The sequence below is a fragment of the Streptomyces sp. LUP47B genome, from assembly GCF_001746295.1.
GTDB lineage: Bacteria > Actinomycetota > Actinomycetes > Streptomycetales > Streptomycetaceae > Streptomyces.
In genome coordinates, this window is the sequence record NZ_MJAH01000008.1 from 268180 (window position 1) to 292051 (window position 23872).

General features: G+C 70.6%; 16 protein-coding genes. 6 read left to right on the top strand and 10 right to left on the bottom strand.

The window, feature by feature from the left end; genetic code table 11:
* Window positions 1–25: 25 nt before the first annotated feature.
* Entirely contained in the window at window positions 26–1099 is a 1074-nt protein-coding gene (locus BFN33_RS25625; RefSeq protein ID WP_069762500.1) for an alkene reductase, read from the bottom strand.
* Between the two features lie 100 nt (window positions 1100–1199).
* Between BFN33_RS25625 and BFN33_RS25630 the strand changes: the two genes are divergently transcribed.
* The 6 genes from BFN33_RS25630 to BFN33_RS25660 all read left to right on the top strand — a co-directional run bounded on the left by BFN33_RS25630 (window position 1200) and on the right by BFN33_RS25660 (window position 11200).
* Window positions 1200–1568 (top strand): MerR family transcriptional regulator, encoded by a 369-nt coding sequence (locus BFN33_RS25630; RefSeq protein ID WP_069762620.1) that lies wholly within the window; start codon window positions 1200–1202, stop codon window positions 1566–1568.
* Window positions 1569–1611: 43 nt separating this feature from the next.
* A complete protein-coding gene (locus tag BFN33_RS25635; RefSeq protein WP_069762501.1) occupies window positions 1612–2808 on the top strand; it encodes a cysteine desulfurase-like protein in 1197 nt (398 codons plus the stop codon).
* Window positions 2809–2821: 13 nt separating this feature from the next.
* Window positions 2822–3610 (top strand): DUF427 domain-containing protein, encoded by a 789-nt coding sequence (locus tag BFN33_RS25640; RefSeq protein WP_069762502.1) that lies wholly within the window; start codon window positions 2822–2824, stop codon window positions 3608–3610.
* Window positions 3611–3758: 148 nt separating this feature from the next.
* Window positions 3759–7136 carry a pyruvate carboxylase gene (locus BFN33_RS25645; protein WP_069762503.1) on the top strand — a complete coding sequence of 1126 codons (3378 nt, stop codon included), beginning with the start codon at window positions 3759–3761 and terminating at the stop codon, window positions 7134–7136.
* Between the two features lie 1035 nt (window positions 7137–8171).
* Complete coding sequence (locus BFN33_RS25655; RefSeq protein WP_069762505.1) at window positions 8172–9617, top strand: alpha-amylase family glycosyl hydrolase; 1446 nt, start codon at window positions 8172–8174, stop codon at window positions 9615–9617.
* 107 nt (window positions 9618–9724) lie between these two features.
* Entirely contained in the window at window positions 9725–11200 is a 1476-nt protein-coding gene (locus BFN33_RS25660) for an MFS transporter (protein ID WP_069762506.1), read from the top strand.
* Here the strand turns inward: BFN33_RS25660 and BFN33_RS25665 are convergent.
* The 9 genes from BFN33_RS25665 to BFN33_RS25705 all read right to left on the bottom strand — a co-directional run bounded on the left by BFN33_RS25665 (window position 11175) and on the right by BFN33_RS25705 (window position 23848).
* The gene (locus BFN33_RS25665; protein WP_069762507.1) at window positions 11175–11945 is read right to left on the bottom strand and encodes a response regulator transcription factor; all 771 of its coding nucleotides are present in this window, start codon (window positions 11943–11945) and stop codon (window positions 11175–11177) included. The genes BFN33_RS25660 and BFN33_RS25665 overlap by 26 nt on opposite strands.
* 207 nt (window positions 11946–12152) lie before the next feature.
* Window positions 12153–15056: a glycosyl hydrolase 115 family protein gene (locus BFN33_RS25670; protein WP_088245393.1), complete on the bottom strand. Its 2904-nt coding sequence runs from the start codon at window positions 15054–15056 to the stop codon at window positions 12153–12155.
* Between the two features lie 167 nt (window positions 15057–15223).
* On the bottom strand, window positions 15224–16936 hold the full coding sequence (locus tag BFN33_RS55595; protein WP_069762509.1) for a C40 family peptidase: 1713 nt from the start codon (window positions 16934–16936) through the stop codon (window positions 15224–15226).
* Between the two features lie 137 nt (window positions 16937–17073).
* A complete protein-coding gene (locus BFN33_RS25680) occupies window positions 17074–18129 on the bottom strand; it encodes an NAD-dependent epimerase/dehydratase family protein (RefSeq protein ID WP_069762510.1) in 1056 nt (351 codons plus the stop codon).
* A gap of 346 nt (window positions 18130–18475) precedes the next feature.
* Window positions 18476–19729 (bottom strand): glucarate dehydratase family protein, encoded by a 1254-nt coding sequence (locus tag BFN33_RS25685; RefSeq protein WP_069762511.1) that lies wholly within the window; start codon window positions 19727–19729, stop codon window positions 18476–18478.
* Window positions 19726–20634, bottom strand: coding sequence for a 5-dehydro-4-deoxyglucarate dehydratase (locus BFN33_RS25690; protein ID WP_069762512.1), 909 nt, complete (start codon window positions 20632–20634; stop codon window positions 19726–19728). Before BFN33_RS25690 ends, BFN33_RS25685 begins: the two co-directional genes overlap by 4 nt.
* Before the next feature lie 27 nt (window positions 20635–20661).
* On the bottom strand, window positions 20662–21606 hold the full coding sequence (locus tag BFN33_RS25695; RefSeq protein WP_062051112.1) for a carbohydrate ABC transporter permease: 945 nt from the start codon (window positions 21604–21606) through the stop codon (window positions 20662–20664).
* Window positions 21603–22517, bottom strand: coding sequence for a carbohydrate ABC transporter permease (locus BFN33_RS25700; protein WP_069762513.1), 915 nt, complete (start codon window positions 22515–22517; stop codon window positions 21603–21605). The genes BFN33_RS25695 and BFN33_RS25700 overlap by 4 nt, the downstream gene beginning before the upstream one ends.
* Window positions 22514–23848, bottom strand: a complete 1335-nt coding sequence (locus BFN33_RS25705; RefSeq protein WP_069762514.1) for a sugar ABC transporter substrate-binding protein — start codon at window positions 23846–23848, stop codon at window positions 22514–22516. The genes BFN33_RS25700 and BFN33_RS25705 overlap by 4 nt, the downstream gene beginning before the upstream one ends.
* Window positions 23849–23872 lie beyond the last annotated feature (24 nt).

The following is a 23872-nucleotide window of genomic DNA, read 5'->3' on the forward strand; positions in this document are numbered from 1 at the left end:
TCGTGGTGTCCTCGCCGCCTGGACGTCACGCCGTGTACTGGTATGCGGGATAAGTGAGATAGCCGCTGTCGCCGCCCTGGAAGTACGTGGCCTCGTCGGCGGGGGCGATCGGCAGATCGGTGCGCAGCCGCTCCACCAGGTCCGGGTTGGCGATGAACGCGCGGCCGAAACTGATGAGTTCGGCGCCGAGACCGAGCCAGTGGTCGGCCTCGGCGCGGCCGGCCTGCTTGGCGCCCAACGGCAGCACCGGGTTCATGACGAGGGCACCGGGCCAGACCCGCCGCAGTTCCAGGAGTGTCTCCTCGGGGGCGGTGGCCTCCAGATGAACGTAGGCCAGTCCGAGCCGGGACAGCTCGGTCAACAGCGCGGTGTACAGCTCTGCGACCTCGGTCTCCTCAACTCCCCAGAACGTGCCGCCCGGTGAGAGACGGATCCCGGTCCGCTCCGCGCCCACGGCGTCGACGGTCGCGGCCGCCGCCTCGACGGCGAACCGGATCCGATTGGTCACCGAGCCGCCGTAACGGTCCGTGCGCAGATTGGCGTTGGTGGACAGGAACTGCGAGATCAAGTACCCGTTGGCGCCGTGCAGTTCCACCCCGTCGAACCCGGCGTCGACGGCGCGGCGCGCGGCCTCGGCGTACGACTCGGCGTGCTCGGGCACCTCCTCCGTGCGGAGAGCGCGCGGAACCGGCGCGGGCTGCGGTCCCGTGGGCGTGAACACCTCGCCGGTGGCGGCGACGGCCGAGGGGCCGACGGGCCGCAGGCCGTTGGTGTCCGGGTGCGAGACCCGGCCGCCGTGCATGATCTGTGCGAAGATCCGGCCCCCGTTGGTGTGCACGGCCTCGGTCACCGGGCGCCAGGAGGCCACCTGCTCGTCGGTGTACAGCCCCGGCGTCCCCGGATTGGACTGCCCGATCAGGCTCGGCTGCACCCCTTCGGTGACGATCAGGCCCGCCGTGGCGCGCTGGGCGTAGTAGCGGGCCATCGACGGCGTCGCCAGACCGCCCTCGGCGGCCCGCACCCGTGTCATCGGGGCCATGACCACCCGGTTGGGCAGCCGCAGTCCGCCGAGCCGGAAGCCGGTGAAAAGGGTCGTCACGTCATGTCTCCTTCGTGATCCGTCGTACCCGTGTCCCGGGCACACGGGTACGCTAAAACCTGACGTTGACGTGAGGGTCAAGTCCGTGAAGGAGGAACGCGTGCGCATCGGGGAAGTGGCGGCACGAGCCGGGGTCAGCGTCCGGGCCCTGCGCTACTACGAGGAGCAGGGCCTGCTGACCAGCACGCGCAGCGCGAGCGGGCAGCGGCACTACACACACCACGCGGTCGAGCGCGTGACGTTCCTCCAGCGGATGTACGCGGCCGGTCTGTCCAGCCGTACGATCGCCGAACTCCTGCCGTGCGTCGACTCGCCCAGCGCGGACACGTCCGACGCCGCACTGGAACGGATGGCCGAGGAACGCGACCGGCTCTCCGACCACATCGAGGAGCTGATCCGGACCCGGGACGCCCTCGACGGGCTGATGGCCACGAACCGGGCTCACCGCGAGACCCTGCGGACGGCGTGACAGGCTGAGATCACCTGGAACCGGTCGGACCGAGGAGCCGCACGTGACGTACGACATCGCCGCCATCCGCTCCCACTTCCCGGCCCTGGCCGCCGGTATCGCCCACTTCGACGGCCCCGGCGGCACCCAGACCCCCGAGCCCGTCATCCGGGCCATCGCCGACGCCATGGGGCAGCCGCTGTCGAACCGGGGGCAGGTGACAGTGGGGGAGCGCAACGCCGAGGCCCTCGTCACCGGGGCCCGCCGGGCGATGGCCGACCTGCTCGGGGCGAGTCCCTCGGGGATCGTCTTCGGCCGCAGCGCGACCCAACTCACCTACGATGTCTCGCGCAGCCTCGCCAAAACCTGGTCACCGGGCGACGAGGTGGTCGTCACCCGCCTCGACCACGACGCCAACATCCGCCCCTGGGTCCAGTCCGGCGCGACCGTACGCTGGGCCGAATTCGACCCGGGGACAGGCGAGTTGACGGTCGACGCCATCCGGGCCGTACTCTCCGAGCGGACCCGGCTCGTCGCCGTCACCGCGGCCTCCAACCTGATCGGCACCCGCCCCGACATCCCCGCGATCACCCGGGCGGCCCACGAGGTCGGCGCGCTCGTCCACGTCGACGGCGTCCACCACACCGCCCACGCCCTGGTCGATCTCGACGCGCTCGGCGCGGACTTCTTCACCTGCTCCCCCTACAAGTTCCTCGGCCCCCACCACGGAGTCCTCGCCGCCCGCCCGGAGTTGCTGGAGACCCTGCACCCGGACAAGCTCCTGCCCTCCACCGACGCCGTCCCGGAGCGCTTCGAACTGGGCACACTGCCCTACGAGTTCCTCGCCGGTACGACCGCGGCGGTCGACTTCCTCGCCGAGCGGCTGGACACCGAGGCCACCGGCACCCGGCGGGAGCGGCTCGCCGCCGGGTACGCCGCGCTCGAAGCCCACGAACGGGTCCTGCGCGCACAGATCGACGAGGGACTCGCCGCGCTCGACGGCGTCACCGTGCACTCCAGGGCCGCCGACCGCACCCCGACCGTCCTGCTGACCTTCGAGAACCACAGCACGGCCGACGCGTACGGCTTCCTCGCCGAGCGTGGCGTCCAGGCCCCGGCGGGCTCCTTCTACGCCATCGAGGCCTCCCGCCACCTCGGCCTCGGCGACACCGGCGGCCTGCGCGTCGGCCTCGCCCCCTACAACGACTCACAGGACGTCGACCGGCTCCTGACGGGGCTGACCGACTTCCTGAAGAGGTGAAGGAGAGACGCTCATGACCACCTTCCCCACCGCACGAGAGGTGCGGACCACCCCGGAAGGCCTGCTGTGGGAGCCCAGCGAACGCTGGGTGCGCGGCCGCAAGGGAGACGTCACCGTCGTCGACAGCCGGCACCCCGTCCTCGTCTGGGAACCGGACGTCCCCGTCCCGCTGTACGCCTTCCCGCGCGCCGACGTCCGCGAGGACCTGCTGCGGCCCGCGAAGAACCCGGCCACCGGCACCCACACCGGATCGCGGATCTTCTACGACCTCGAGGTCGACGGCGAGCTCGTCGAGAACGCCGCCTGGACCTTCCCGGCCGCCGACCTGGCCGGCCATATCGCCTTCGCGTGGTTCCGGCGCTGGGGCACCGGCCTCGACCACTGGTACGAGGAGGAGGAAGAGATCTTCGTCCACCCCCGTGACCCGCACAAACGGGTCGACGCCATGCCCAGCAGCCGCCATGTCCGGGTCGAGATCGACGGGACGGTCGTCGCCGACACCCACCGTCCCGTCCTGCTCTTCGAGACGGGACTGCCCACGCGGTACTACATCCCGCGCGAGGACGTCCGCCTCGACCTCTTCGAAGCCACCGACCACCACACCGACTGCCCCTACAAGGGCACCGCCGAGTACTGGTCGACGGGTGGCCACGCGAACATCCTCTGGAGCTACCCGGATCCGCTCCCCGCCGTGGCCGCCGTCAAGGGGCTGCTCGCGTTCTTCAACGAAGCCGTCGACATCACCGTGGACGGGGAGCGCCTGGGGCGGCCGGTGACCCCCTTCACCGGGACGGTGGAGTGAACACAGCTGAGTGCAGGAGGTCGTACAACCGCCGTACCTGCGCAGATCACCCCCAAACCGTCCGCGACACGTGACCTGTTTCTCATGGCCACCGACGGGCTTTGCCGAGACCATGGGGGGCGTCACCGGCAGGCCGAAGGGAACGGGAATGCTCCGCAAGGTACTGGTCGCCAACCGTGGTGAGATCGCGATTCGCGCGTTTCGCGCGGGCTACGAGGTCGGCGCGAGGACGGTCGCCGTCTTCCCGCACGAGGACCGCAACTCACTGCACCGACTCAAGGCCGACGAGGCCTACGAGATCGGCGAACCGGGCCATCCCGTGCGGGCCTATCTCTCCGTCGACGAGATCATCCGCGCCGCCCGCCTGGCCGGTGCCGACGCCGTCTACCCCGGCTACGGCTTCCTCTCCGAGAACCCCGAGCTCGCGCGCGCGTGCGAGGAAGCGGGTATCACCTTCGTCGGGCCCAGCGCCGACATCCTCGAGCTGACCGGCAACAAGGCGCGCGCGGTCGCCGCCGCCCGCGCCGCCGGCGTACCGGTCCTCGGCTCCTCGGCACCCTCCACCGACGTGGACGAGCTGGTCGCTGCCGCCGAAGAGGTCGGCTTCCCGGTGTTCGTGAAGGCCGTCGCCGGCGGTGGCGGGCGCGGTATGCGCCGGGTCGAGGACCCCGCCCAGCTGCGTGAGTCCATCGAGGCGGCCGCGCGCGAGGCGGCCTCGGCCTTCGGCGACTCGACCGTCTTCCTGGAGAAGGCCGTCGTCGAGCCCCGCCACATCGAGGTGCAGATCCTCGCCGACGGGCACGGCAACGTCATCCACCTCTACGAGCGCGACTGCTCGGTGCAGCGCCGCCACCAGAAGGTCATCGAGCTCGCCCCGGCGCCCAACCTCGACCCCGGCCTGCGCGACCGGATCTGCGCCGACGCCGTCCGTTTCGCCCGCGAGATCGGCTACCGCAACGCGGGCACCGTGGAGTTCCTCCTTGACCGCGAGGGCAACCACGTCTTCATCGAGATGAACCCGCGCATCCAGGTCGAGCACACGGTCACCGAGGAGGTCACCGACGTCGACCTCGTCCAGGCCCAGCTCCGGATCGCGGCGGGCGCCACCCTCGCCGACCTCGGCCTGTCCCAGGAGACGGTGCAGCTGCACGGCGCGGCCCTCCAGTGCCGTATCACCACCGAGGACCCCGCCAACGGCTTCCGCCCCGACACCGGCCGCATCAGCGCCTACCGCTCGCCCGGCGGCTCCGGCATCCGCCTCGACGGCGGCACCACCCACGCCGGTACGGAGATCAGCGCCCACTTCGACTCGATGCTGGTCAAGCTCTCCTGCCGGGGCCGGGACTTCACCACCGCGGTCAACCGGGCCCGGCGTGCCGTGGCCGAGTTCCGCATCCGGGGCGTGGCCACCAACATCCCCTTCCTCCAGGCCGTGCTCGACGACCCGGACTTCCAGGCGGGCAACGTCACCACGTCGTTCATCGAGCAGCGCCCGCACCTGCTGACCTCCCGGCACTCGGCCGACCGCGGCACCAAGCTGCTCACCTACCTGGCCGACCGGACGGTGAACAAGCCGCACGGCGAGCGGCCCGACGTGATCGACCCGGTCACCAAGCTGCCCCGGGTGGAGGCAGGAGCGGAGGCGCCGGCGGGCTCCAAGCAGCGGCTCACCGAGCTGGGCCCCGAGGGCTTCGCCGGCTGGCTGCGCGAGTCGCCGACCATCGGCGTCACCGACACCACCTTCCGCGACGCCCACCAGTCGCTGCTCGCGACCCGCGTACGCACCAAGGACATGCTCGCCGTCGCCCCGACCGTCGCCCGCACCCTGCCCGAACTGCTCTCCCTGGAGTGCTGGGGCGGTGCCACCTACGACGTGGCCCTGCGCTTCCTCGCCGAGGACCCCTGGGAGCGGCTGGCCGCCCTGCGCGAGGCCGTCCCCAACATCTGCCTCCAGATGCTGCTGCGCGGCCGCAACACCGTGGGCTACACCCCGTACCCCACCGAGGTGACCGACGCCTTCGTGCAGGAGGCGGCAGCCACCGGCATCGACATCTTCCGCATCTTCGACGCGCTCAACGACGTCAGCCAGATGCGCCCCGCCATCGAGGCGGTACGGGCCACGGGCACCTCGATCGCCGAGGTCGCCCTCTGCTACACCTCGGACCTGTCCGACCCGAACGAACGGCTCTACACCCTCGACTACTACCTGCGCCTGGCCGAGCAGATCGTCGACGCGGGCGCCCACGTCCTGGCCGTCAAGGACATGGCGGGCCTGCTGCGCGCCCCCGCCGCGGCGAAGCTGGTGTCGGCCCTGCGCCGCGAGTTCGACCTCCCGGTGCACATCCACACCCACGACACCGCGGGCGGCCAGCTCGCCACCTACCTGGCCGCGATCCAGGCGGGCGCGGACGCCGTGGACGGTGCCGTGGCCTCCATGGCCGGTACGACCTCGCAGCCCTCCCTGTCGGCGATCGTCGCCGCGACCGACCACTCCGACCGGCCCACCGGCCTCGACCTCAGGGCCGTCGGCGACCTGGAGCCGTACTGGGAGAGCGTCCGCAAGATCTACGCGCCCTTCGAAGCGGGCCTCGCCTCGCCCACCGGGCGGGTCTACGACCACGAGATCCCCGGCGGCCAGCTCTCCAACCTGCGCACCCAGGCCGTCGCGCTCGGCCTCGGCGACCGCTTCGAGGACATCGAGGCGATGTACGCGGCCGCCGACAGGATCCTCGGCCATCTGGTGAAGGTCACCCCGTCCTCCAAGGTGGTCGGCGACCTCGCCCTGCACCTGGTCGGCGCCGGGGTCACCCCGAAGGAGTTCGAGGAGACCCCGGACCGCTTCGACATCCCCGACTCGGTGATCGGCTTCCTGCGCGGCGAGCTCGGCACCCCTCCCGGCGGCTGGCCCGAGCCGTTCCGCACCAAGGCGTTGCAGGGCCGCGCCGACGCCAAGCCCGTCCAGGAGCTGAACGCCGAGGACCGCACAGGACTGGAGAAGGACCGCCGCTCGACCCTCAACCGGCTCCTGTTCCCCGCCCCGACCCGCGAGTACGAGACCCACCGGCAGTCCTACGGCGACACCAGCCTCCTGGACAGCAAGGACTTCTTCTACGGCCTCAGGCCGGGCAAGGAGTACGCCGTCGACCTGGAACCCGGTGTCCGGCTCCTCATCGCGCTGGAGGCGATCGGTGAGGCCGACGAGCGGGGGATGCGCACGGTGATGTCCACGCTCAACGGCCAGCTGCGGCCCATCCAGATCCGCGACCGCGCGGCCTCCTCCGACATCCCGACCACCGAGAAGGCCGACCGCTCCGACCCCGGCCATGTCGCCGCCCCGTTCGCCGGTGTGGTCACGCTGGCGGTCGCCGAGGGCGACGAGGTCGACGCCGGGGCGACCGTGGCCACCATCGAGGCCATGAAGATGGAGGCCGCGATCACCGCGTCGAAGGCCGGTCGCGTGTCCCGGCTCGCCATCAACAAGATCCAGCAGGTGGAGGGCGGCGACCTGCTGGTCGAGATCGCCTGAGCCGGAACGGTGACGCCCGTTTCCGGACGGGTCATCGCCATTGCGGTCACGTCGGACCCGTTCGAGTCTGGACGCAGGTTCCGGGCGGCCGGGAGGACGGGCGATGGAGACCGACAGCAGCGCACCGGACGCCGAGCGGCGGCGCCTGGCGGAAGCCGACGCGGGTGCGGTGCCCTGGCGACGCTGGGGCCCGTACCTGAGCGAACGCCAGTGGGGCACCGTCCGCGAGGACTACAGCGACGACGGCGACGCCTGGTCGTACTTCACCCACGACCAGGCCCGCTCCCGCGCCTACCGCTGGGGCCTCTACAAGTACCCGCAGGCCGAGTTCCCCTACGGTGACCTCGTCACCACGAACCAGGCTCGCGGGCACCAAGGCAGGCCAAGAAGACGTCCTGATCGAGATCACCGCCCACAACCGGGGGCCCGGTGCGGTACTGCATGTGCTCCCGACGCTGTGGTTCCGGCACACCTGGTCCTGGGCAGGCGGTGCGGCGGTCCCGAACCTGTCCCTCACGCCGAGCGCGATTCGGGCCGATCACGAGGAACTCGGCACCCGCCGGCTCTACTTCGACGGCGCCGAGGCCCTCTTCACCGACAACGAGACCGACAACGAGCGCATCTTGGGCAGCCCGAACAGCACGCCGTACGTGAAGGACGGCATCGACCGTTTCGTCGTCCACGGCGTGCGGGAAGCCGTCAACCCCGCGCGCACCGGCACCAAGGCCGCCGTCCACCATGTGCCGACGATCCCTGCCGGAGACAGCGCCCGGATCCGCCTGCGCCTGACCGACACCGAACTCACCGACCCCTGGGGCGAGTTCGAGTCCAGCATGGAGGTGCGCCGAACCGAGGCCGACACCTTCTACGCGGGCATCACGCCCGCCACGGGAGAGGAAGAAATGCGCCTCGTCCGCCAGGCCCTCGCCGGAATGCTCTGGAGCAAGCAGTACTACTACCTCGACGTGAGGAGGACTGGCACCGGGGCGGGCGGGAGTCGCTCCGGCCGCCGGGCGACCGGGAGGAGCCCCTGTCATGACGGTGATCCACGAGATCAACACCCTCGTCTGGCTGAACGAGTTGAGCGCTCGCCACGGCCGTCCCGTCACCCTCGGCGACGTGCCCGGCGAGGCCTGGGACTCCGTCGCGCCGCCCGGCGTCGACACCGTCTGGCTGATGGGCGTATGGGAGCGCAGTCCGGCCGGACTGGAGATCGCCCTGCGCGACGAGGGGCTCAGGGCCTCCTTCCGCGAGGCCCTGCCCGACGTCACCGACGCGGACATCGCCGGATCGCCGTACTGCGTACGCGACTACGTCGTCGACGCCTCCCTCGGAGGACCCGAAGGCCTGGCCGCCGCCCGCGCCCAACTCGCCGCACGAGGACTGCGGTTGCTCCTTGACCACGTCCCCAATCATGTGGCCCCCGACCACCCCTGGCTCACGTCGAGCCCCGACCGTCTCGTCCGGGGCACCGCCGACGACCTGGCCCGCGCACCGGCCGACTTCATCGAGGCCGGGGGACAGGTCTACGCCCGCGGCCGTGACCCCTACTTCCCGCCCTGGCCGGACGTGGTCCAGCTGAACGCCTTCAGCGACGCGCTGCGCGAGGCGACCGTGGACACCCTCGTGTCCATCGGCGACCAGGCCGACGGCGTGCGCTGCGACATGGCCATGCTGCTGATGAACGACATCTTCGGAAAGACCTGGGGAGACCGCGCGGGCGCGCCCCCCGCCGAGGACTTCTGGCCGTACGTCATCCCGCGCGTACGGGCCCGCCACCCGAACCTCCTCTTCGTCGCCGAGGGCTACTGGGACCTCGAAGGGGCCCTCCAGCAGCAGGGCTTCGACCACTGCTACGACAAACGCCTCTACGACCGTCTGCTGCACGAAAGCGCCGACTCCGTCCGCGCCCACCTGGACGCCGACCCCGCCCACCAGCGCGGTCTCGTCCGCTTCCTGGAGAACCACGACGAGCCCCGGGCCGCCGCCACCCTGCCCGGCGACCGGGGCCGGGCGGCGGCCGTGACGGTGGCGACCCTGCCGGGCGCGACCCTGTGGCACGAGGGCCAGTTCGAGGGCCGCCGGGTGCGGCCACCCGTGTTCCTGAGGCGCAGGCCGCAGGAGCCCGTCGACGAGCCCCTGCGCGACTTCTACGGTCGACTGCTGCCCGCCGCTGCCGCCGTACGCAGGGGAGAATGGCGGCCGCTGACGCCGACGGGATGGCCTGACAACGACACGCACCGCGACCTGCTCGCCTGGACCTGGACGCACGCCGACGCCCGCCACCTCGTCGTCGTGAACGACTCCGACCGCCCGGCCCAGGCGAGGCTGCCACTGCCGTGGGACGACCTGCGGGGCCGGGTGTGGCGCCCGACCGACCTGCTCACCGGGGCGGTGTACGACCGTGACGGAAACGAACTGGCCGACTGCGGTCTGTTCGTGTCGCTGGAGGGCTGGGGGTGCCACGTCCTCGAGTGGTGACGGCCACGGCACGGGCGTACGGTCGAACGGAGATTATGAGCAGCGACCCGCAGGCGAGTTCTGCACCACGGACTGCCCCACCGGACTCCGGCGGCGGCGGAAACGTCATGGCTCTGCTGGTCATCGCGTCCTGCCAGCTCATGGTGGTGCTCGACATCACCATCGTGAACATCGCGCTCCCGGACATCCAGCGCTCCCTCGACTTCTCCACCACCAGCCTGGCCTGGGTGGTCAACGCGTACACCCTCACCTTCGGCGGGCTGCTGCTGCTCGGCGGCAGGACCGGCGACATCCTCGGCAGACGCCGCATGTTCGTCTTCGGAGTGCTGCTGTTCGTGCTCGCCTCGCTGCTCGGCGGGCTCGCCCAGAACGAGGCCCAACTCCTCGCCGCACGCGCCTTCCAGGGCGTCGGCGGCGCCATCGCGTCCCCCACGGCCCTCTCCCTGGTCAGTACGACCTTCCGCGAAGGCCCCGAGCGCAACAGGGCGTTCGGCGTCTTCGCCGCGGTCTCGGCCGGCGGCGGCGCGATCGGACTACTGGCCGGCGGAGTCCTCGTCGAATATCTCAACTGGCGGTGGGTGCTGTTCGTCAACGTCCCCATCGGACTGCTCATCGCACTCGCCACGCCCCGCTGGATCCGTGAGTCGGAGCGACATCCCGGCAACTTCGACATCGCCGGCGCGCTGACCGCCACCGCGGGCATGGTGCTGCTGGTGTACGGCTTCATCCGCGCTGCCCAGGAAGGCTGGCGGGACCCGTTCACCCTGGCCTCGTTCGCCGCTGCGGTCGTCCTCCTCGTGGTGTTCGTGCTCATCGAGAAGCGATCCCGGCAGCCGATCACCCCGCTGCACATGTTCGCCGACCGCAACCGCGCGGGCACCTACGGCATCATGCTGTGCCTCGCGGCCGCGATCTTCGGCATGTTCTTCTTCCTGACCCTCTTCACCCAGAACGTGCTGAACTTCAGCCCGCTGGCGACCGGGTTCGCGTTCCTGCCGGTCAGCGCGGTCATCGCGATCGGCGCCGGTCTCGCCTCGCGGTTCCTGCCCGTGTACGGACCCAAGCCCTTCATGGTGGGGGGCGCGATCCTCGCGGCGGCCGGGCTGGGCTGGCTGACCCAGACCGACGTCCACTCCACCTACGCGGGCAGTGTCCTCGGGCCGATGCTCGTCTTCAGCCTCGGCATGGGCATGGAGTTCGTGTCCCTGACCCTGATGGCGCTCTCCAACGTGCCCAACGAGGAGACCGGCGCGGCCTCCGGGCTCCTCAACGCCACCCAGCAGGTGGGCGGTTCGCTCGGGCTGTCCATCCTGGTCACGATGTTCGGCACGGCCAGCACCAACGAGGCGGAGAAGCAGGTCCCGCGCTTCCTCGCCCAGGCCACCCCGGCCGAACGCCTCCTCTTCCGACGCACCGGTGAACTCCCGGGCTCCTGGGGCGACGAGGTCCTCACCGCCGGCGTCTCGGCCGCCTTCGTCGTGGCCGCGATCTTCACGGTGCTGGCCGCGCTCATCGCCGTTGTGGTCATCCAGGTCCGCCCCTCCGACCTGGAACGCCTCAAGGGCGGTCCGCCGCCGCCGTAGGGACAAGACCGAGCCGCTGGGCGCGCAGCACCGTGCTGATGCGGTCGTGCGTGCCGAACTTTCGGTAGATGTTCGCGATGTGCTTGTGGACCGTACGTTCGGATATCCCGAGTCTGCGGCCTATCGACGAGGCGGTCAGGGCGTCGCCGAGCAGGAGCAGCACCGTCGTCTCCCGGGGCGTGAGCGCCACGTCGGCCGCCTCCTCGGAAGGGGAGTCGAGCCGCCGCAGAAGCTGGCGCTGCTGCTCGACGGCGGCCAGCAAGGGCTGCAACTGCTCGGCCAGACGCAGTTCCTCGTCGGTGAAGTCCCGCCCGGAGCGGTACACCATGCACCCGGTGACCGGGGTGGTCGACTGCGGCAGCGGAACGCCCAGCACATGGTCGACGTCCAGGAGCTCGTCGAGCAGCTGCGCGGTCGGGCTTCGCGACCAGGAACGGCCGGCGACCCGACGGGCCGTGACCGGCGCCCGGTCGGGTCTGTCCGCGTAGTGCCGGGCGAACGGGTATCCCGCGCGCAGCAGCGCGGTGTCCTCGTCCCCGAGCGCGGCGAACTCCGCGGCGGCGCCGGGCGACAGACCGAGCGTGCCCTCGCTCTCGTTCCAGTTGTCCAGCTTGTAGATCAGGGCGTCGCCACCGCACAGGACCGGCAGGTCGGCCGCCAGCAGGGGCCACAGCCGATCGGGGTCGCGTTCGTGGAGCGCGGCCACGGCGACCGACAGCACCCGCTCATACGCAGTTGTACCCATACCGGCGTAGTACCTCGCTGACCCACACTTCATCCGGGCAACATCGACGTTCTCGGACGTACTCCAGCACATGGAAGCTCCGGCGGGCCGCAGCGGGGGGAGGCGGCCCGTCGGATACGTCTGTCCCCCCACGGGGACGGCAGCGCCGGCCGCGACACGTGCGGGCCGCCGGCACGGGGGACCGGCGGCCCGCACGAAGCCCTCGGTCTACTGGTCCGGAGCCTCCAGACCCGGGCCCGGCGCGGGCTGCGGGTTGAACACCGGGTGGTAGCTCTCCGGCGGCGCGAGATAGGTGGCGGGCAGCCCGCCCGTGTCGATCACGATCTGGTCCACCGCGATCGCCGGATCGACCATGAAGATCCTCAGCACATGCTCTCCGGCCTCGGCGACCGTCACGGTGGCGGTCAGCCGCTCGACGCCGTCCTCCACCTGGCGGGCCCAGGCGTCCCCCCGGTTGCCGGTCGCGACGGCTTGCCCGGACAGCACGGTCACCGGCTGGTCGTCCAGTCCGACGGCCACCCGTCGCTGCCCGCGCTCGTCCAGCGAGGGCAGCCGGAACACGGTGACCGGGAAGGTGCCCGTGCTGCCGAACCACACCCGGTACCGCAACTCCGGTGCCCGGGAGGCGAAGTCACCGGTGATCGGAGCCGCCGTGGCAGGAACCGCCTCGACGGCGCCCGTACGACGTCCGAGGCCCCGCACGGTCCGCCAGCGGCAGCCGCCTCGGTCCACCCTCTGGTCGGCGTGCGCCACGTCGATCGACACATAGCCGTGGGCCTCGGCGAAGCCACGGGCCCGTCGGCGGCCGTTGACCACCCGCAGCGGCACGTCGAAGCGCTGCCCCGCGCCGGTGAGGACAACCGTGGCCTCCTGCGCCCCCTCGGGCGCGCGCTCCCAGTCGATCTCCACCCACACCCGCCGCTGCTCGGTGAGCGAGCCACCGGCCGCGCTCAGCCTCACCCACGGGTGACTGGCCTCGGCCGCCCAGTCCAGGGGCAGGAACCCGGTGTTGAAGACGTCGACGAAGCGCCGGTCGCGGGTGTACGAGGAGAACGACAGCGGTCGGCCGGCCCCGGTCTCGTTGCCCTCGGCCGCCACCCCGAGCCCGCTGGTCTCCTGCCGGGTCACCCTGGTGACGGTCGGGCGCCCCGGCGCCTTGGGGATCTGGGACGGGTACGGATTGACGATCCCGTCCCATTTCCCGTCCGCCACCTCGGTGTTGTACCGGCTGGTGAGAGCGGCCTCCGCCGTGTGCGCGGCGAGCGCGAGGTCCGCGAAGCGGTTCGTGCCGGCCCCACGGCCCTGCCGGGCGGCGAGCGCGTTGCGGTCCGCCCAGTAGTACTTGAGGTTCATCAAGTACGCGCCGTGCACCGGATATTCGACGAGCTCGTAGAAGGCGTCCCGATAGGCGTCGGGCAGCTCGGCGCCCACCGTCCGGGCCCGCGCGAGGAGTCGGTCGTACGCCGCCATCCGGCGCCCGGCCTCGTCGCCGTGGTGGACGACGGAGACAAGGCCCGCGGCGATGAACTCGGGGCGCAGCTCCCCGGCGAGCCGGTAGTACTCCGTGCGGATCGCGGCGATCTCCCTGGCGTGGCGTCGCCCGAACTGCCTCCCGGCCCACTCCGCCAGGAAGCCCTCGACCTCGTCGGCCTCCCAGCGGTCCACGTCCCAGGCCATGTCCATCGCGAAGGACAGACCGGTCTCGATCGACTTGAGGTCACCGACGTTGAAGATCCACATGCGGTCGGTGCCGTGCTCGTAGACCCGCCGCAACTCCTGCCAGACCTTGGCGACTTGGGTGGTGTCCAGCCACAGATAGCTCTTGGGGCGGCCCCAGTAGGAGAGGTGGTAGTAGATCCCGTTGCCGCCCGACCGCGCCCGCTCCGCCTCGTTCGGCAACTGGCGCATGTTGCCGTGGTTGTCGTCCGGCCAGATCAGCGTGACGTCGTCGGGGACCCGGACACCCGCGTTGTACAGGTCCAGGACCTCCTTGTACGGGATGAAGATCTGCGGCTCGGCGGCGGAGCCGACCTCTTCGGCGAGGATCCGGCGCTGGTCGGCGATGATGTCGTTCATCACCACGACCTTCTCCGGGATCGTCGTGGCGTTCTTCGTCTCCAGCGCGGTGTCGTGCAGGCCGCGCATGCCGAGCGTCCAGCTGCTCTCGTACGCGGCGTTCTGTCTCGCCCGCGCTCTCCAGTAGTCGGAGATGACAGCGGGGTTGACCGTGTAGTCGTAGACCGGCGCACTTCCGTCGGCGTTCGGGTGCTCGGCGATCCACGGCTCCCACTCGTGGACACCGTTGCGCAGCAGGGCCTCGGGGTGGCTGGAGCCGACGACGATGCCGTAGTGGTCGGCGAGTTCGGGGTTCTCCCGGTACTTGTTGAAGAAGTCGGAGTACGGATGCATCGCCGGCCACAGGTAGTTGGCCTTCAGGCGCAGCAACAGCTCGAAGACGCGCTGGTACGTCTCGGGGCCGATGTTCTTGTCGGTCTCCTGGGTGCGGTGGGACCAAGTGGTCAGGTTCTGCTCGTCGTTGATGAAAACGCCGCGGTAACGGACCGACGGCTCCCGGCGCTCGAAGCGGCCCGCGGGGACCGTCACGGTGTCCCGGCGCTCGACGGGGACGTCGGCCCACCAGTACCAGGGGGAGACGCCGATGCGTTCGGAGGTGTCGTAGATCCCGTAGACCGTGCCGCGGCGGTCGCTGCCCGCGATCACCAGGGCGCGGTCCACGCCGGGCAGCGGACGCTCGATCACCTGGGTCACGGACGCCTCCCAGCGGCCCCTCACCCGGGAGACGTCCAGGCGGCCCTGCGCGACGAGGCGGTCGATGGCCGGGCTCGCGCCGAGGGTGCCCACCAGGACGAGCAGGGGGGCGCCTTGTGGCAGCGTGCGGAGCAGGTCGGGTCTCGCCCCGGAGACCCGTTCGACGTCCGCCTGGAGGTCGCCCGCGGCGCGGACGACGGCGGGGTCGTCCGCCGCGTCCACGAAGATCCCGACGGCCGTGCCTCCCGCCGCCAGCGGGAAGGCGGGACGGTCCGAGGTGGACGCGTGGGCGCTTGCCGGGGTCAGGCCGGGGAGGAAGGGGGCCGCGCCGACGGCGGCCATTCCCCGGAGGAAGGACTTGCGGGTCCATTGCTGGTGCGGCACGAGACGCTCCCCCTGGTTGGCATGGGCAGGCCAGAAAGCGCTTTCTCCGGAACCCTAGGCGAGGTGTTCGCGGGGCGTCCAGAGGTGTGCGTGAAGGGAGTGCCGTGATGTGCTCGCGCGGCGTGTCAGACGGGCCGTATCGCGCCGCGGATGATCGCCTCGCCGGTCGGGTAGATCGACTCCTCGCGGATGGACGCACCCGGGCCCGGTGCGTGGATCATCATGCCGTTGCCCGTGCACAGGCCCACGTGGCTGAAGTCGTCGTGGAAGAAGACGAGGTCGCCGGGTTGCATGGCGTACAGCGCCACCGCCGTGCCGGTGCTCGCCTGGCCGACGGAGGTGCGGGGGAGCGAGACGCCGGCGACCTTCCAGGCGGCCTGGGTGAGACCGGAGTTGTCGTACGAACCCGGGCCCGCGGCGCCCCAGACACAGGGCTTGCCGATCTGGGAGCGGGCGAAGGCGAGCACCTGGATGACCTTCGAGTCGTAACCGGGGTCGACGGTGGGAAGGTCGGCGCTCGGGGCCGCGGCCGGCTGAGATGCCCGCCAGTCCGGCTCGGGGGCGCGGGGAGCCGGGATGGCGGGGATGTTCGGCACGGCGGCCGGAACGGTCCGGAAGGTGTCGGCCGGCGGGGGCGCGATCGCCGCGAGGGGGGCGGTGAGGGGTGCGGAGTACTCGGGGTATGCCGTGGTCGGTTGGGCGGAGTACTCGGCGAAGGCCGTGGTGGCCTGTGCGGTGTACTCGGGGAACGCCGTGGTGGCCTGTGCGGTGTACTCGGGGAACGCCTGGGTGGCCTGTGTGGCGTATTCAGGTAGCCCGGTGCCGAGTTGGCCGCTGTAGTCCGTGAACCCCGTGGTGGTTTGTGCGGTGTACTCGGGCTGCCCCGTGCCGAGTTGCCCGGTGTAGTCGGCGAACCCCGTGCTCATCTGCGCGCTGTACTCGGGGTACCCCGCGCTGACCTGCGGGGTGTACGCGGGGAAGCCGGTGGTGGGTTGGGCGGTGTACGGGGAGACCTCCGCGGTGGGTCGCGGGGTGTAGTCGGGGATCGCGGGGGCGGGCTGCGTGGTGTACTCCGGGAAGCCGGTGACGGCTTGCGTGGTGTACTCGGGAACCCCGGCGACACGCTGGGCGGTGTACTCGGGCATCCCGGTGACGGATTGCGGCGTGTACTCAGGGACCCCGGTGACGAGTTGGGGGCTGCCCAAGGCGGGTATTTCACCGGTGCCGGTGAGGTTCTGCGAGGCCGGTTCCGCTGCCCACGAAGGTGACTGGGCCGGTGCGGCGGTGAGCGCGGCCGGTGCCGTCTCCGGTGCGCTCGGCAGGGCGAGCATGGGCGCGGCGGTCAGTTCCGGCATGGGGCGTTCGGCGGGCTTCGCTTCGCGTGCCGGGGGAGCGTCCGACGGGCGCTGACGACGTGTCTCGGCGGGGCGCGCGGCAACGCGGTCGGAGGGCAGGGTCGCCTCGATCATCGGGCCTGTCTTCGCGCGGGCCATGCCGTACCACTGCTTGGCGATGTCGTCGAGGCTGGGTTCGCCGCCGGTCCTGCGTCCGCTGCCGGTATCGCGCCCGGCGCCGGTCGCCGCACTGGTACGGCCGCGGGTGCTCGACGCGGTTCCGGCCGCGCGCGTGGCGTTGTACGTACCGGAGTCGGTCTCGGCCCGGTCGTAGAGATTGGTGACCCGTCGGCTCACCTCGTCGTGGCTCGGCCCCTCGTCCGCGGCGGCGCTCCCGGCCTGCGAGAGGAGGGCCGCGGAGGCGATGGCGGCCGTCGCGAGTGCGGAGTTGCGCTTGGCCGGGAGGCTGGACCCTCCATTGCGCGAAGTTCGATCCGGCGCCATGAAAGACGTGCCCCTTCCGTCGTGCTGCTCGTCGTCAACTTAGCCAACTTGTGAGGCTCTCGTGAAGGTTGAAGTGTGAAAAGCGTGAGATGTACCTGTGACCTTCGTCGCGTGCGAGCTGGTTCCCCCGGTGCGGGTCAGCGTTTTCCCTGTTGAGCGAGCCACGCCTCGTAGTGGTCGAGGACCGTCTCCTCGACCGGGCGGTAGACGAGGCCCAGTTCGTTCACGCTGCGGCTGTTGTCCACCTTGAAGCGGATGCCGAGGTGTTTGCGGATGTAGTCCTGGGTCAGTCCGAAGGCGGGGCCGAGTACGCGCACGGGCCAGTGCGGGAGCGCGGTGCGTGGGATGCGCAGGCCGCGGGGGTGGCGGGAGCGGATGATGCGCGACATCTCGTGGAACGACGTCATCGTCGGCGCGGCCAGGATGTAACGACCCTTCGCGTCGGGTTTCTCCGCCGCCGCTATGTGGGCGTCGGCCACGTCACGGACGTCGACCGTGGTGAAGCTGAAGTCCGGGGCGCCGTAGAAGAAGTAGCCCTTGAAGAGTTCCTCCAGGAGGAAGAGGCTGCCGGACTCGGAGGCGGGCGCGAGCGAAGGGCCCAGGATCAGGCCGGGGTTGACGGACACCATGCGCCAGCGGTCCTGCGCGGCCTCCGCGTCCCAGGCGGCGCGCTCGGCGACCGTCTTGGCGTAGTGGTACGGGTTGTTCTCCACCGTGCTGCTGGTGTTGAAGTACTTCTCCGACAGGACCTGACCGTCCATGTCCCGCACGTCGGAGTAGTCGCCGAAGACCGCGCCGACCGTGGAGGTGAAGACCAGCCGCTCGACCGTCGGCGTCCGCTCGATGCCGGCCAGGACGTTGCGGGTGCCGGTCAGGGCCGGGTCGACCATGTCCTTCTGGCCGTCCTTGATCTTCTCCGGCATGAAGAACGGCGAGGCGACATGGAAGACGACACGGCAGCCCGCCATCGCCTCGTCGAAGGAGCCCTCGTCGAGGAGGTCGGCCTCGAACAGCGTGAGCCTGCCGGGGAACTCCGCCTCCATCTGCCGCAGCGGCCGCACCTTCGCCGCGTTCGCGAGAGTGCGCACGGTGGCGTGCACCTCGTAACCCCGCTCCAGCAGCCGCCGCACCAGATGGCTGCCGACGAAACCGCTGCCGCCGGTCACCAGGACGCTGCCCGACTCCGCACCCATGCGTCGCTCCTCCACCCAGGGGGTGACATTGAAGCACCGGCGGATCTCCAGCGGGAGGTGATCCGACTCGGGAAGCAGCCCGGCTACCACTCCTCTCGCAAGCGCGCCCAGGTATGGGTGTCGAGGCCGTCGTGGGGACCGATGCGGGAGAGCGGCGCCGTCGCGGGACGCAGTCCGCGGCTGAGGCGGGGGGATGTCCACAGTCCGAAGTCACCGCTCGACGTGTGCAACGGCGCGGGCGCCGTCAGCCTCACTCGTGGCCACGAAAGGAACGTGAGTCCCGCTCCAAGGGGTCGGAAAAGACAAGGCGCCCGGGTTCGCCGGGCGCCTTGTCTCATGGGGGTCCTCACCAACGGGGAAGCCTGAGCTCGTAGTCGGGCTGGAACCGTTGCATGTATCCGGTGTCGTCGCGGCTGCGTACCCCGGAGTCGAGGTAGAGGCGGTGCAGCCGGGCCAGGGCCTCGTGGTCGAGTTCCACGCCGAGGCCTGGTCCGGTCGGTACCTTGACCTCGCCGTCGCGGAACTCCAGGACGCCGGGCAGGACGACGTCGTCCGCCGAGTTCCACGGGTAGTGCGTGTCGCAGGAGTGGTCGAGGTTCGGGATCGCCGCCGCCACATGGGTCATGGCGGCCAGGCTGATGCCCAGGTGCGAGTTGGAGTGCATGGACAGGGCGAGCCCGAAGGCCTCGCAGACCGCGGCCAGTTCACGCGTGCGGCGCAGGCCGCCCCAGTAGTGGTGGTCGGTGAGGAGGACCTGGATCGCGTTCTGCTCGATGGCCGGCTTCAGGTGCTCCCAGGCGATCACGCACATGTTGGTGCCCAGCGGCATCGGCGCGTCCTTCGCCACCGCCGCCATGCCCTCGATGCCCTTGGTGGGGTCCTCCAAGTACTCCAGGACACCGGCGAGTTCGCGTGCGACGTACTTCGACGTCTCCACCGTCCAGGCCGTGTTGGGGTCCAGGCGCAGCGGCTGCTCAGGGAAGGCCGCCGCGAGCGCCTTGATCGCGGCGATCTCCTCGTCGGGCGGGAAGACACCGCCCTTCAGCTTGAACGACCTGAACCCGTACCGCTCCTGCATCAGTCGGGCCTGCTCCACGATGCCGGCCGGGTCCAGGGCCTCGCCCCAGTCGTCACCGACGGCGGCACGGCCGTCGAGGGCCGGGTGTTCGGCCCACTTGTAGAAGAGATACGCGGCGAACGGCACCGAGTCCCGGACCGTCCCGCCGAGCAGGTCGCTGACCGGGCGGCCGAGCAGCTTGCCCTGCGCGTCCAGGCAGGCCACTTCCACGGCGGAGGTGGTCCAGCCGCGCTCGTGACTCGAAGGCACCGTGGGCAGCAGGGCGGCGTCGATCGCGGCGCCGACGGCGGTCGTGTCGAAGACGTCCATGCCTGCGACGACCTTCGCGGCGGCCTGGAGTCGTTCCAGGCGGGCGACGCCGCCGGGGGACTCGCCGAGCCCCACCGTGCCGTCCTCCAGGACGAGTTGGAGGATGATGCGCAGGGCGAGGGGCTCGTGGACGCCGTTGGAGTTGAGCAACGGCGGGTCGCGGAAGGCGATCGGGGTGACGACCAGCTCTTTGATCCGAGTCGGGTCGCTCATGCGCCGACCACCTCCAGGCCGTGGTCGATGAGCTGGGACAGGCGCGCGATGTGCTCCGGGGCCGGATCGACCAGGGGCGCCCGTACGCCACCCACGTCCAGTCCACGCAGGGCCACTCCCGCCTTGACGAGCGCCACGGCATACCCCGGCACCTCGTCGCGGAGCTGGACGAGGGGGCCGTAGAACTCGTCGAGGAGGGTGTCCAGAAGCGGTTGGTCGCCCGCGGCGAGCGCCCGATGGAAGGCGAGGGCGATCTCGGGCGCGAAGGCGAACACGGCGGAGGAGTACAACGGGACGCCGATGCCCTGATAGGCGGGCGCGGTCATCTCCGCCGTCGGGAGGCCGTTGAAGAACTGGAAGTCCTCCGTGCCCGGAACGGCACGCACCGCGCGCACGATGCGGTGCATCCGCTCGATGTCGCCGAGGCCGTCCTTGAGGCCGACGACCCTGGGCAGTGCGGCGATCTCGGCGGCCGCCTTTTCGGTGAGGCGGGCGGTGCCGCGCTGGTAGAAGATCACCGGGAGCTCGCTCGCGGCGGTGACCTCCTCGACGTAGCGCACCAGGCCCTGCTGCGGGGCCGTCACGAGGTACGGCGGGAGCAGCAGGATGCCGTCGGCGCCGGCCCGCGCCACGCGGGCCGCCTGGTCGCGGGCCACCGGGGTCGGGCCGCCCGCGGCCGCGAGGACCGGTACCCGGCCCGCGGTCGTCTCGACCGCCACCCGGGTGGCCCGCTCGATCTCGTCCGGCGTCAGCGCGTGGAACTCACCGGTGCCGCAGGCGACGAACACGCCGCCCGCACCGGCCGCGACACCGTCGGCGATGTGCTGGGCGAGCCGTTCCTCGTCCAGCGAGCCGTCCGCGGCGAACGGCGTCACCGGGAAGAACAGCACTCCTTGGAACTTCATGTCTCCCTCAAACGTGGGGGGTCGGGGTCAGCCCTTCGTGGCGCCGGCGGCGATGCCGGTGACCAGGGAGCGCTGGAGGAGCAGATAGACGATGAGGCTGGGGATCAGGGCGATGACCGCGCCCGCCAGGACCACCCCGGAGCCGACCTCGGGGTCGGTGCGCAGGATGGACAGGGCGACGGTGACCGTGTAGTCGGTGGGGTCCTTGGAGGCGATCAGGGGCAGCAGGTACTGGTCCCAGATCATGATGAAGCCGAGCACCCCGGCCACGCCCAGCGCGGGCTTGCACAGCGGCAGGATGATCTGCCACAGCATCCGCAGTTCGCCGACGCCGTCGAGGCGGGCCGCCTCCTCTATCTCGGCGGGGATGTCCCGCATGAACTCGGTCAGCATCATCACCGAGAAGCCCCAGGCGCCCAGCGGCAGGATGACACCCCAGACCGTGCCCTTCAGGTCGAGGTGGACCACCGGCACGTCACCGAGGACCAGGGACAGCGGGATCGCGATGACCTCCTCGGGCAGCATCAGCGTCATCATGAACAGCATCATGATCAGCGCCTGGCCACGGAACCGGTGCCGGGCCAGCGCGTACGCGGCCAGCGTGCACACCACGAGCTGGAGCAGCAGCCCGCCGCCCGCGATGACCAGCGAGTTGCCGAGGTAGTCCCAGATGCCGCGCTCGCCCGCCACCGTGAAGTTCGACAGCGTGCTGTCGTGCGGCAGGAACGACAGCGAGGATCCGCTGGGGTTGGTGGTGAAGGCGCCCGAGAAGATCGTCAGGAACGGCGCGGCGAAGACGGCGAGGGCGATCAGACAGAGCAGGATGCGCAGGGCCCAGGCGAGACCGGGCCGGTCGTTCCAGCCGAGGGCGGTGTCGAAGCGGGCCGGGGTGGTCCGCTGCGCCTTGGTGGTCCGTCCGGCCGGGGTGTCAGGTGCCGCCGGCCGGACGGGGTCGATGACGGGGGCGCTCATCGCGCTTCTCCCCTCTTGCGGAGGTTGTTGACCAGGACGGTGAGCAGCAGCGTCACGCACAGCAGCACGACCGAGGCGGCCGAGGCGCCGCCGATGTCGTTGCGGGTGAAGCCCAGGGTGTAGGCGCGGGTCATCCAGACATCGGTGGACCCGGCGGGGCCGCCGCCGGTGAGGACGTAGACCTCGGTGAAGACCCGCAGTCCACGGATCGTGGCGAGCGTGAGCACGATCATGAGCGCCGGACGGATCGCGGGAAGCGTGACGAAGCGCAGCCGTTGCCACAGCGAGACGCCGTCCATCGCCGCCGCCTCGTACAGCGAGCGGTCCACGCCCGCGAGGCCGGCGAGGAAGATCACCATGTTGTACGGCGCCCAGATCCAGATGCCCATCACCATCGTCGAGTACAGCGCGATGTCCGGGTTGTCGAGGTACTGGACCGGTCCGAGTCCGAAGAGGTGCAGACCGCTGTTGAGCAGGCCGTCGGAGGTCGGGTAGTACATCAGCCGCCACAGCTCGCCGACGACCGCGGTGGCCGTGACGGCGGGCAGGAAGACCGCGGTACGGAGGAATTTCAGCGAGCGCGCCTGGCCCTCCAGGAGCAGTGCGAGGGCGAACCCGAGCAGGATCGCGCCGACCGCCTGGCCCATGCCCAGGATCAGGGTGTGCCCGATGGCGTCCTGGAAGCGGTGGTCGGTCAGGACCCGGCTGTAGTTCTCGAGACCGATCCACTTGTCGCCGAGGAAGGGCCTGACGTCGAAGAAGCTGAGCCAGATGCCCTTGGCCATCGGCCAGAACTTGAAGACGAGGGCGAGCAGCAGCCCCGGGGCCAGGAAGAGCCAGGGGACGAGGGCCTTCTTGGTGACGGCTTTTTTGGTGAGGCCGCTTCGCGCGGCCGGAACGGTAGCGGTCATTTCAGCAGGTCCTGGTCCTTGAGGTCACCGGCGAGCGTGTCGTTGAGCTCCTTGAGCTGCGAGCGGACGTCACCGCCGCAGTACGTGAAGATCGCGTTCAGCGCGTCGGCGGTGTCCTGCTTGATCGGGGCGAAGTCCGGCGCGTTCGGGAACTGCTCGGAGGAGTCCTCGTAGGCCTTCTGTACGACACTCCAGCGGGCGTCGTTCCTGACCTTCGCCGCGTCCAGCGTGGAGTTCACGGGGATACGGACGACGGGCTGGTGGCCGTCGACGCTGGTCATGGCGATCTTCTGGCCCTCGGACGAGACCAGGAACGAGGCCAGCGCCAGCTCCTGCCTGTCCTTGCCGGTCTTGGCGCCGAGGTAGACGTTCTCGCCGTCGGCCAGCACATCGCCGCCGGCCGGGCCCGCGGGGGCGGGGACGACCTCGTACTTGTTCTTGCCGGGCGTGGCGTCGAAGGTGGTGATGTTGTACGGGCCGGTCATGTACATCCCGGCGTTGCCGTCCTGGAAGTTGGTGGCCGTGGCTGTGACGGCGGTGATCGCGCCGGGCTGGACGACACCCTTCTTCCCGCAGAAGAGGTTGTCCTTCATCCAGGTCACGGCGTTGATCGCGGCGGCCGAGTCCATGGCCGGGGTGTACGTGCCCTTGCCGTCCGGCGCGATGATCCGGGCGCCGCCCTGCCACAGGAAGCTCGCGCCCCACCAGGCGGCGTAGCCGTTCTGGGCGCTGGCCGGTGCGACGAGGCCGTAGGTGTCGGCCTTGCCGTCGCCGTCCGGGTCCTCGGTGGCGAAGGCCTTGGCGACGGAGAGCATCTCCTGCCAGGTCTTCGGCGCCTTCAGCCCGAGCTTCTTCAGCCAGTCCGCCCTGATCATCAGGGCCTGGGCTTGGCGGGAGTAGGGGATGCCGTAGTGCTTCCCGTCGATGCCGACCGTGGAGGACCAGGACTTGTCGGTGATCTCGTCGCCGCCCGCGATCGAGGCGGGGTCGATCGGCTTGAGCAGGCCCTGGCTCTGGTAACTGCCCATCAGCGCCGTGTCGTTGATCATGACGTCCGGCAGGTCCTTGGTGGACGCCCGGCTCTGGAGCTGCTGGTCGAAGTTGATGACCGGCTGGTAGTCGATCTTGATGCCGGTCTTCCTGGTGAAGGCGGCGAAGACCCGGTCGTAGGTGGCGGCCGAGTCCGGATTGCTCCGGGTCCACACCTCCAGCGTGTTCGGATCGCTGCTGCCCGCGCTGTCGGAGCCGGAGCCACAGGCGGCCGTCGCGAACATCAATCCCGCGACGGTGGCCGCCGCGGCCAGGCGGCGTCGTCGTCGGCGATCGCCCATGGACACTCTCCGTTCATATCCGTG

What these genes read in the sequence shown, in the direction of transcription:
- BFN33_RS25670 (WP_088245393.1), bottom strand. Translation starts at nt 15,056, where the DNA reads ATGGCCGCCGTCGGCGCGGCCCCCTTCCTCCCCGGCCTGACCCCGGCA.
- BFN33_RS25640 (WP_069762502.1), top strand. Translation starts at nt 2,822, where the DNA reads ATGACCACCTTCCCCACCGCACGAGAGGTGCGGACCACCCCGGAAGGC.
- BFN33_RS25680 (WP_069762510.1), bottom strand. Translation starts at nt 18,129, where the DNA reads ATGGGTGCGGAGTCGGGCAGCGTCCTGGTGACCGGCGGCAGCGGTTTC.
- BFN33_RS25695 (WP_062051112.1), bottom strand. Translation starts at nt 21,606, where the DNA reads ATGAGCGCCCCCGTCATCGACCCCGTCCGGCCGGCGGCACCTGACACC.
- BFN33_RS25690 (WP_069762512.1), bottom strand. Translation starts at nt 20,634, where the DNA reads ATGAAGTTCCAAGGAGTGCTGTTCTTCCCGGTGACGCCGTTCGCCGCG.
- BFN33_RS25665 (WP_069762507.1), bottom strand. Translation starts at nt 11,945, where the DNA reads ATGGGTACAACTGCGTATGAGCGGGTGCTGTCGGTCGCCGTGGCCGCG.
- BFN33_RS25645 (WP_069762503.1), top strand. Translation starts at nt 3,759, where the DNA reads ATGCTCCGCAAGGTACTGGTCGCCAACCGTGGTGAGATCGCGATTCGC.
- BFN33_RS55595 (WP_069762509.1), bottom strand. Translation starts at nt 16,936, where the DNA reads ATGGCGCCGGATCGAACTTCGCGCAATGGAGGGTCCAGCCTCCCGGCC.
- BFN33_RS25660 (WP_069762506.1), top strand. Translation starts at nt 9,725, where the DNA reads ATGGCTCTGCTGGTCATCGCGTCCTGCCAGCTCATGGTGGTGCTCGAC.
- BFN33_RS25655 (WP_069762505.1), top strand. Translation starts at nt 8,172, where the DNA reads ATGACGGTGATCCACGAGATCAACACCCTCGTCTGGCTGAACGAGTTG.
- BFN33_RS25705 (WP_069762514.1), bottom strand. Translation starts at nt 23,848, where the DNA reads ATGGGCGATCGCCGACGACGACGCCGCCTGGCCGCGGCGGCCACCGTC.
- BFN33_RS25685 (WP_069762511.1), bottom strand. Translation starts at nt 19,729, where the DNA reads ATGAGCGACCCGACTCGGATCAAAGAGCTGGTCGTCACCCCGATCGCC.
- BFN33_RS25700 (WP_069762513.1), bottom strand. Translation starts at nt 22,517, where the DNA reads ATGACCGCTACCGTTCCGGCCGCGCGAAGCGGCCTCACCAAAAAAGCC.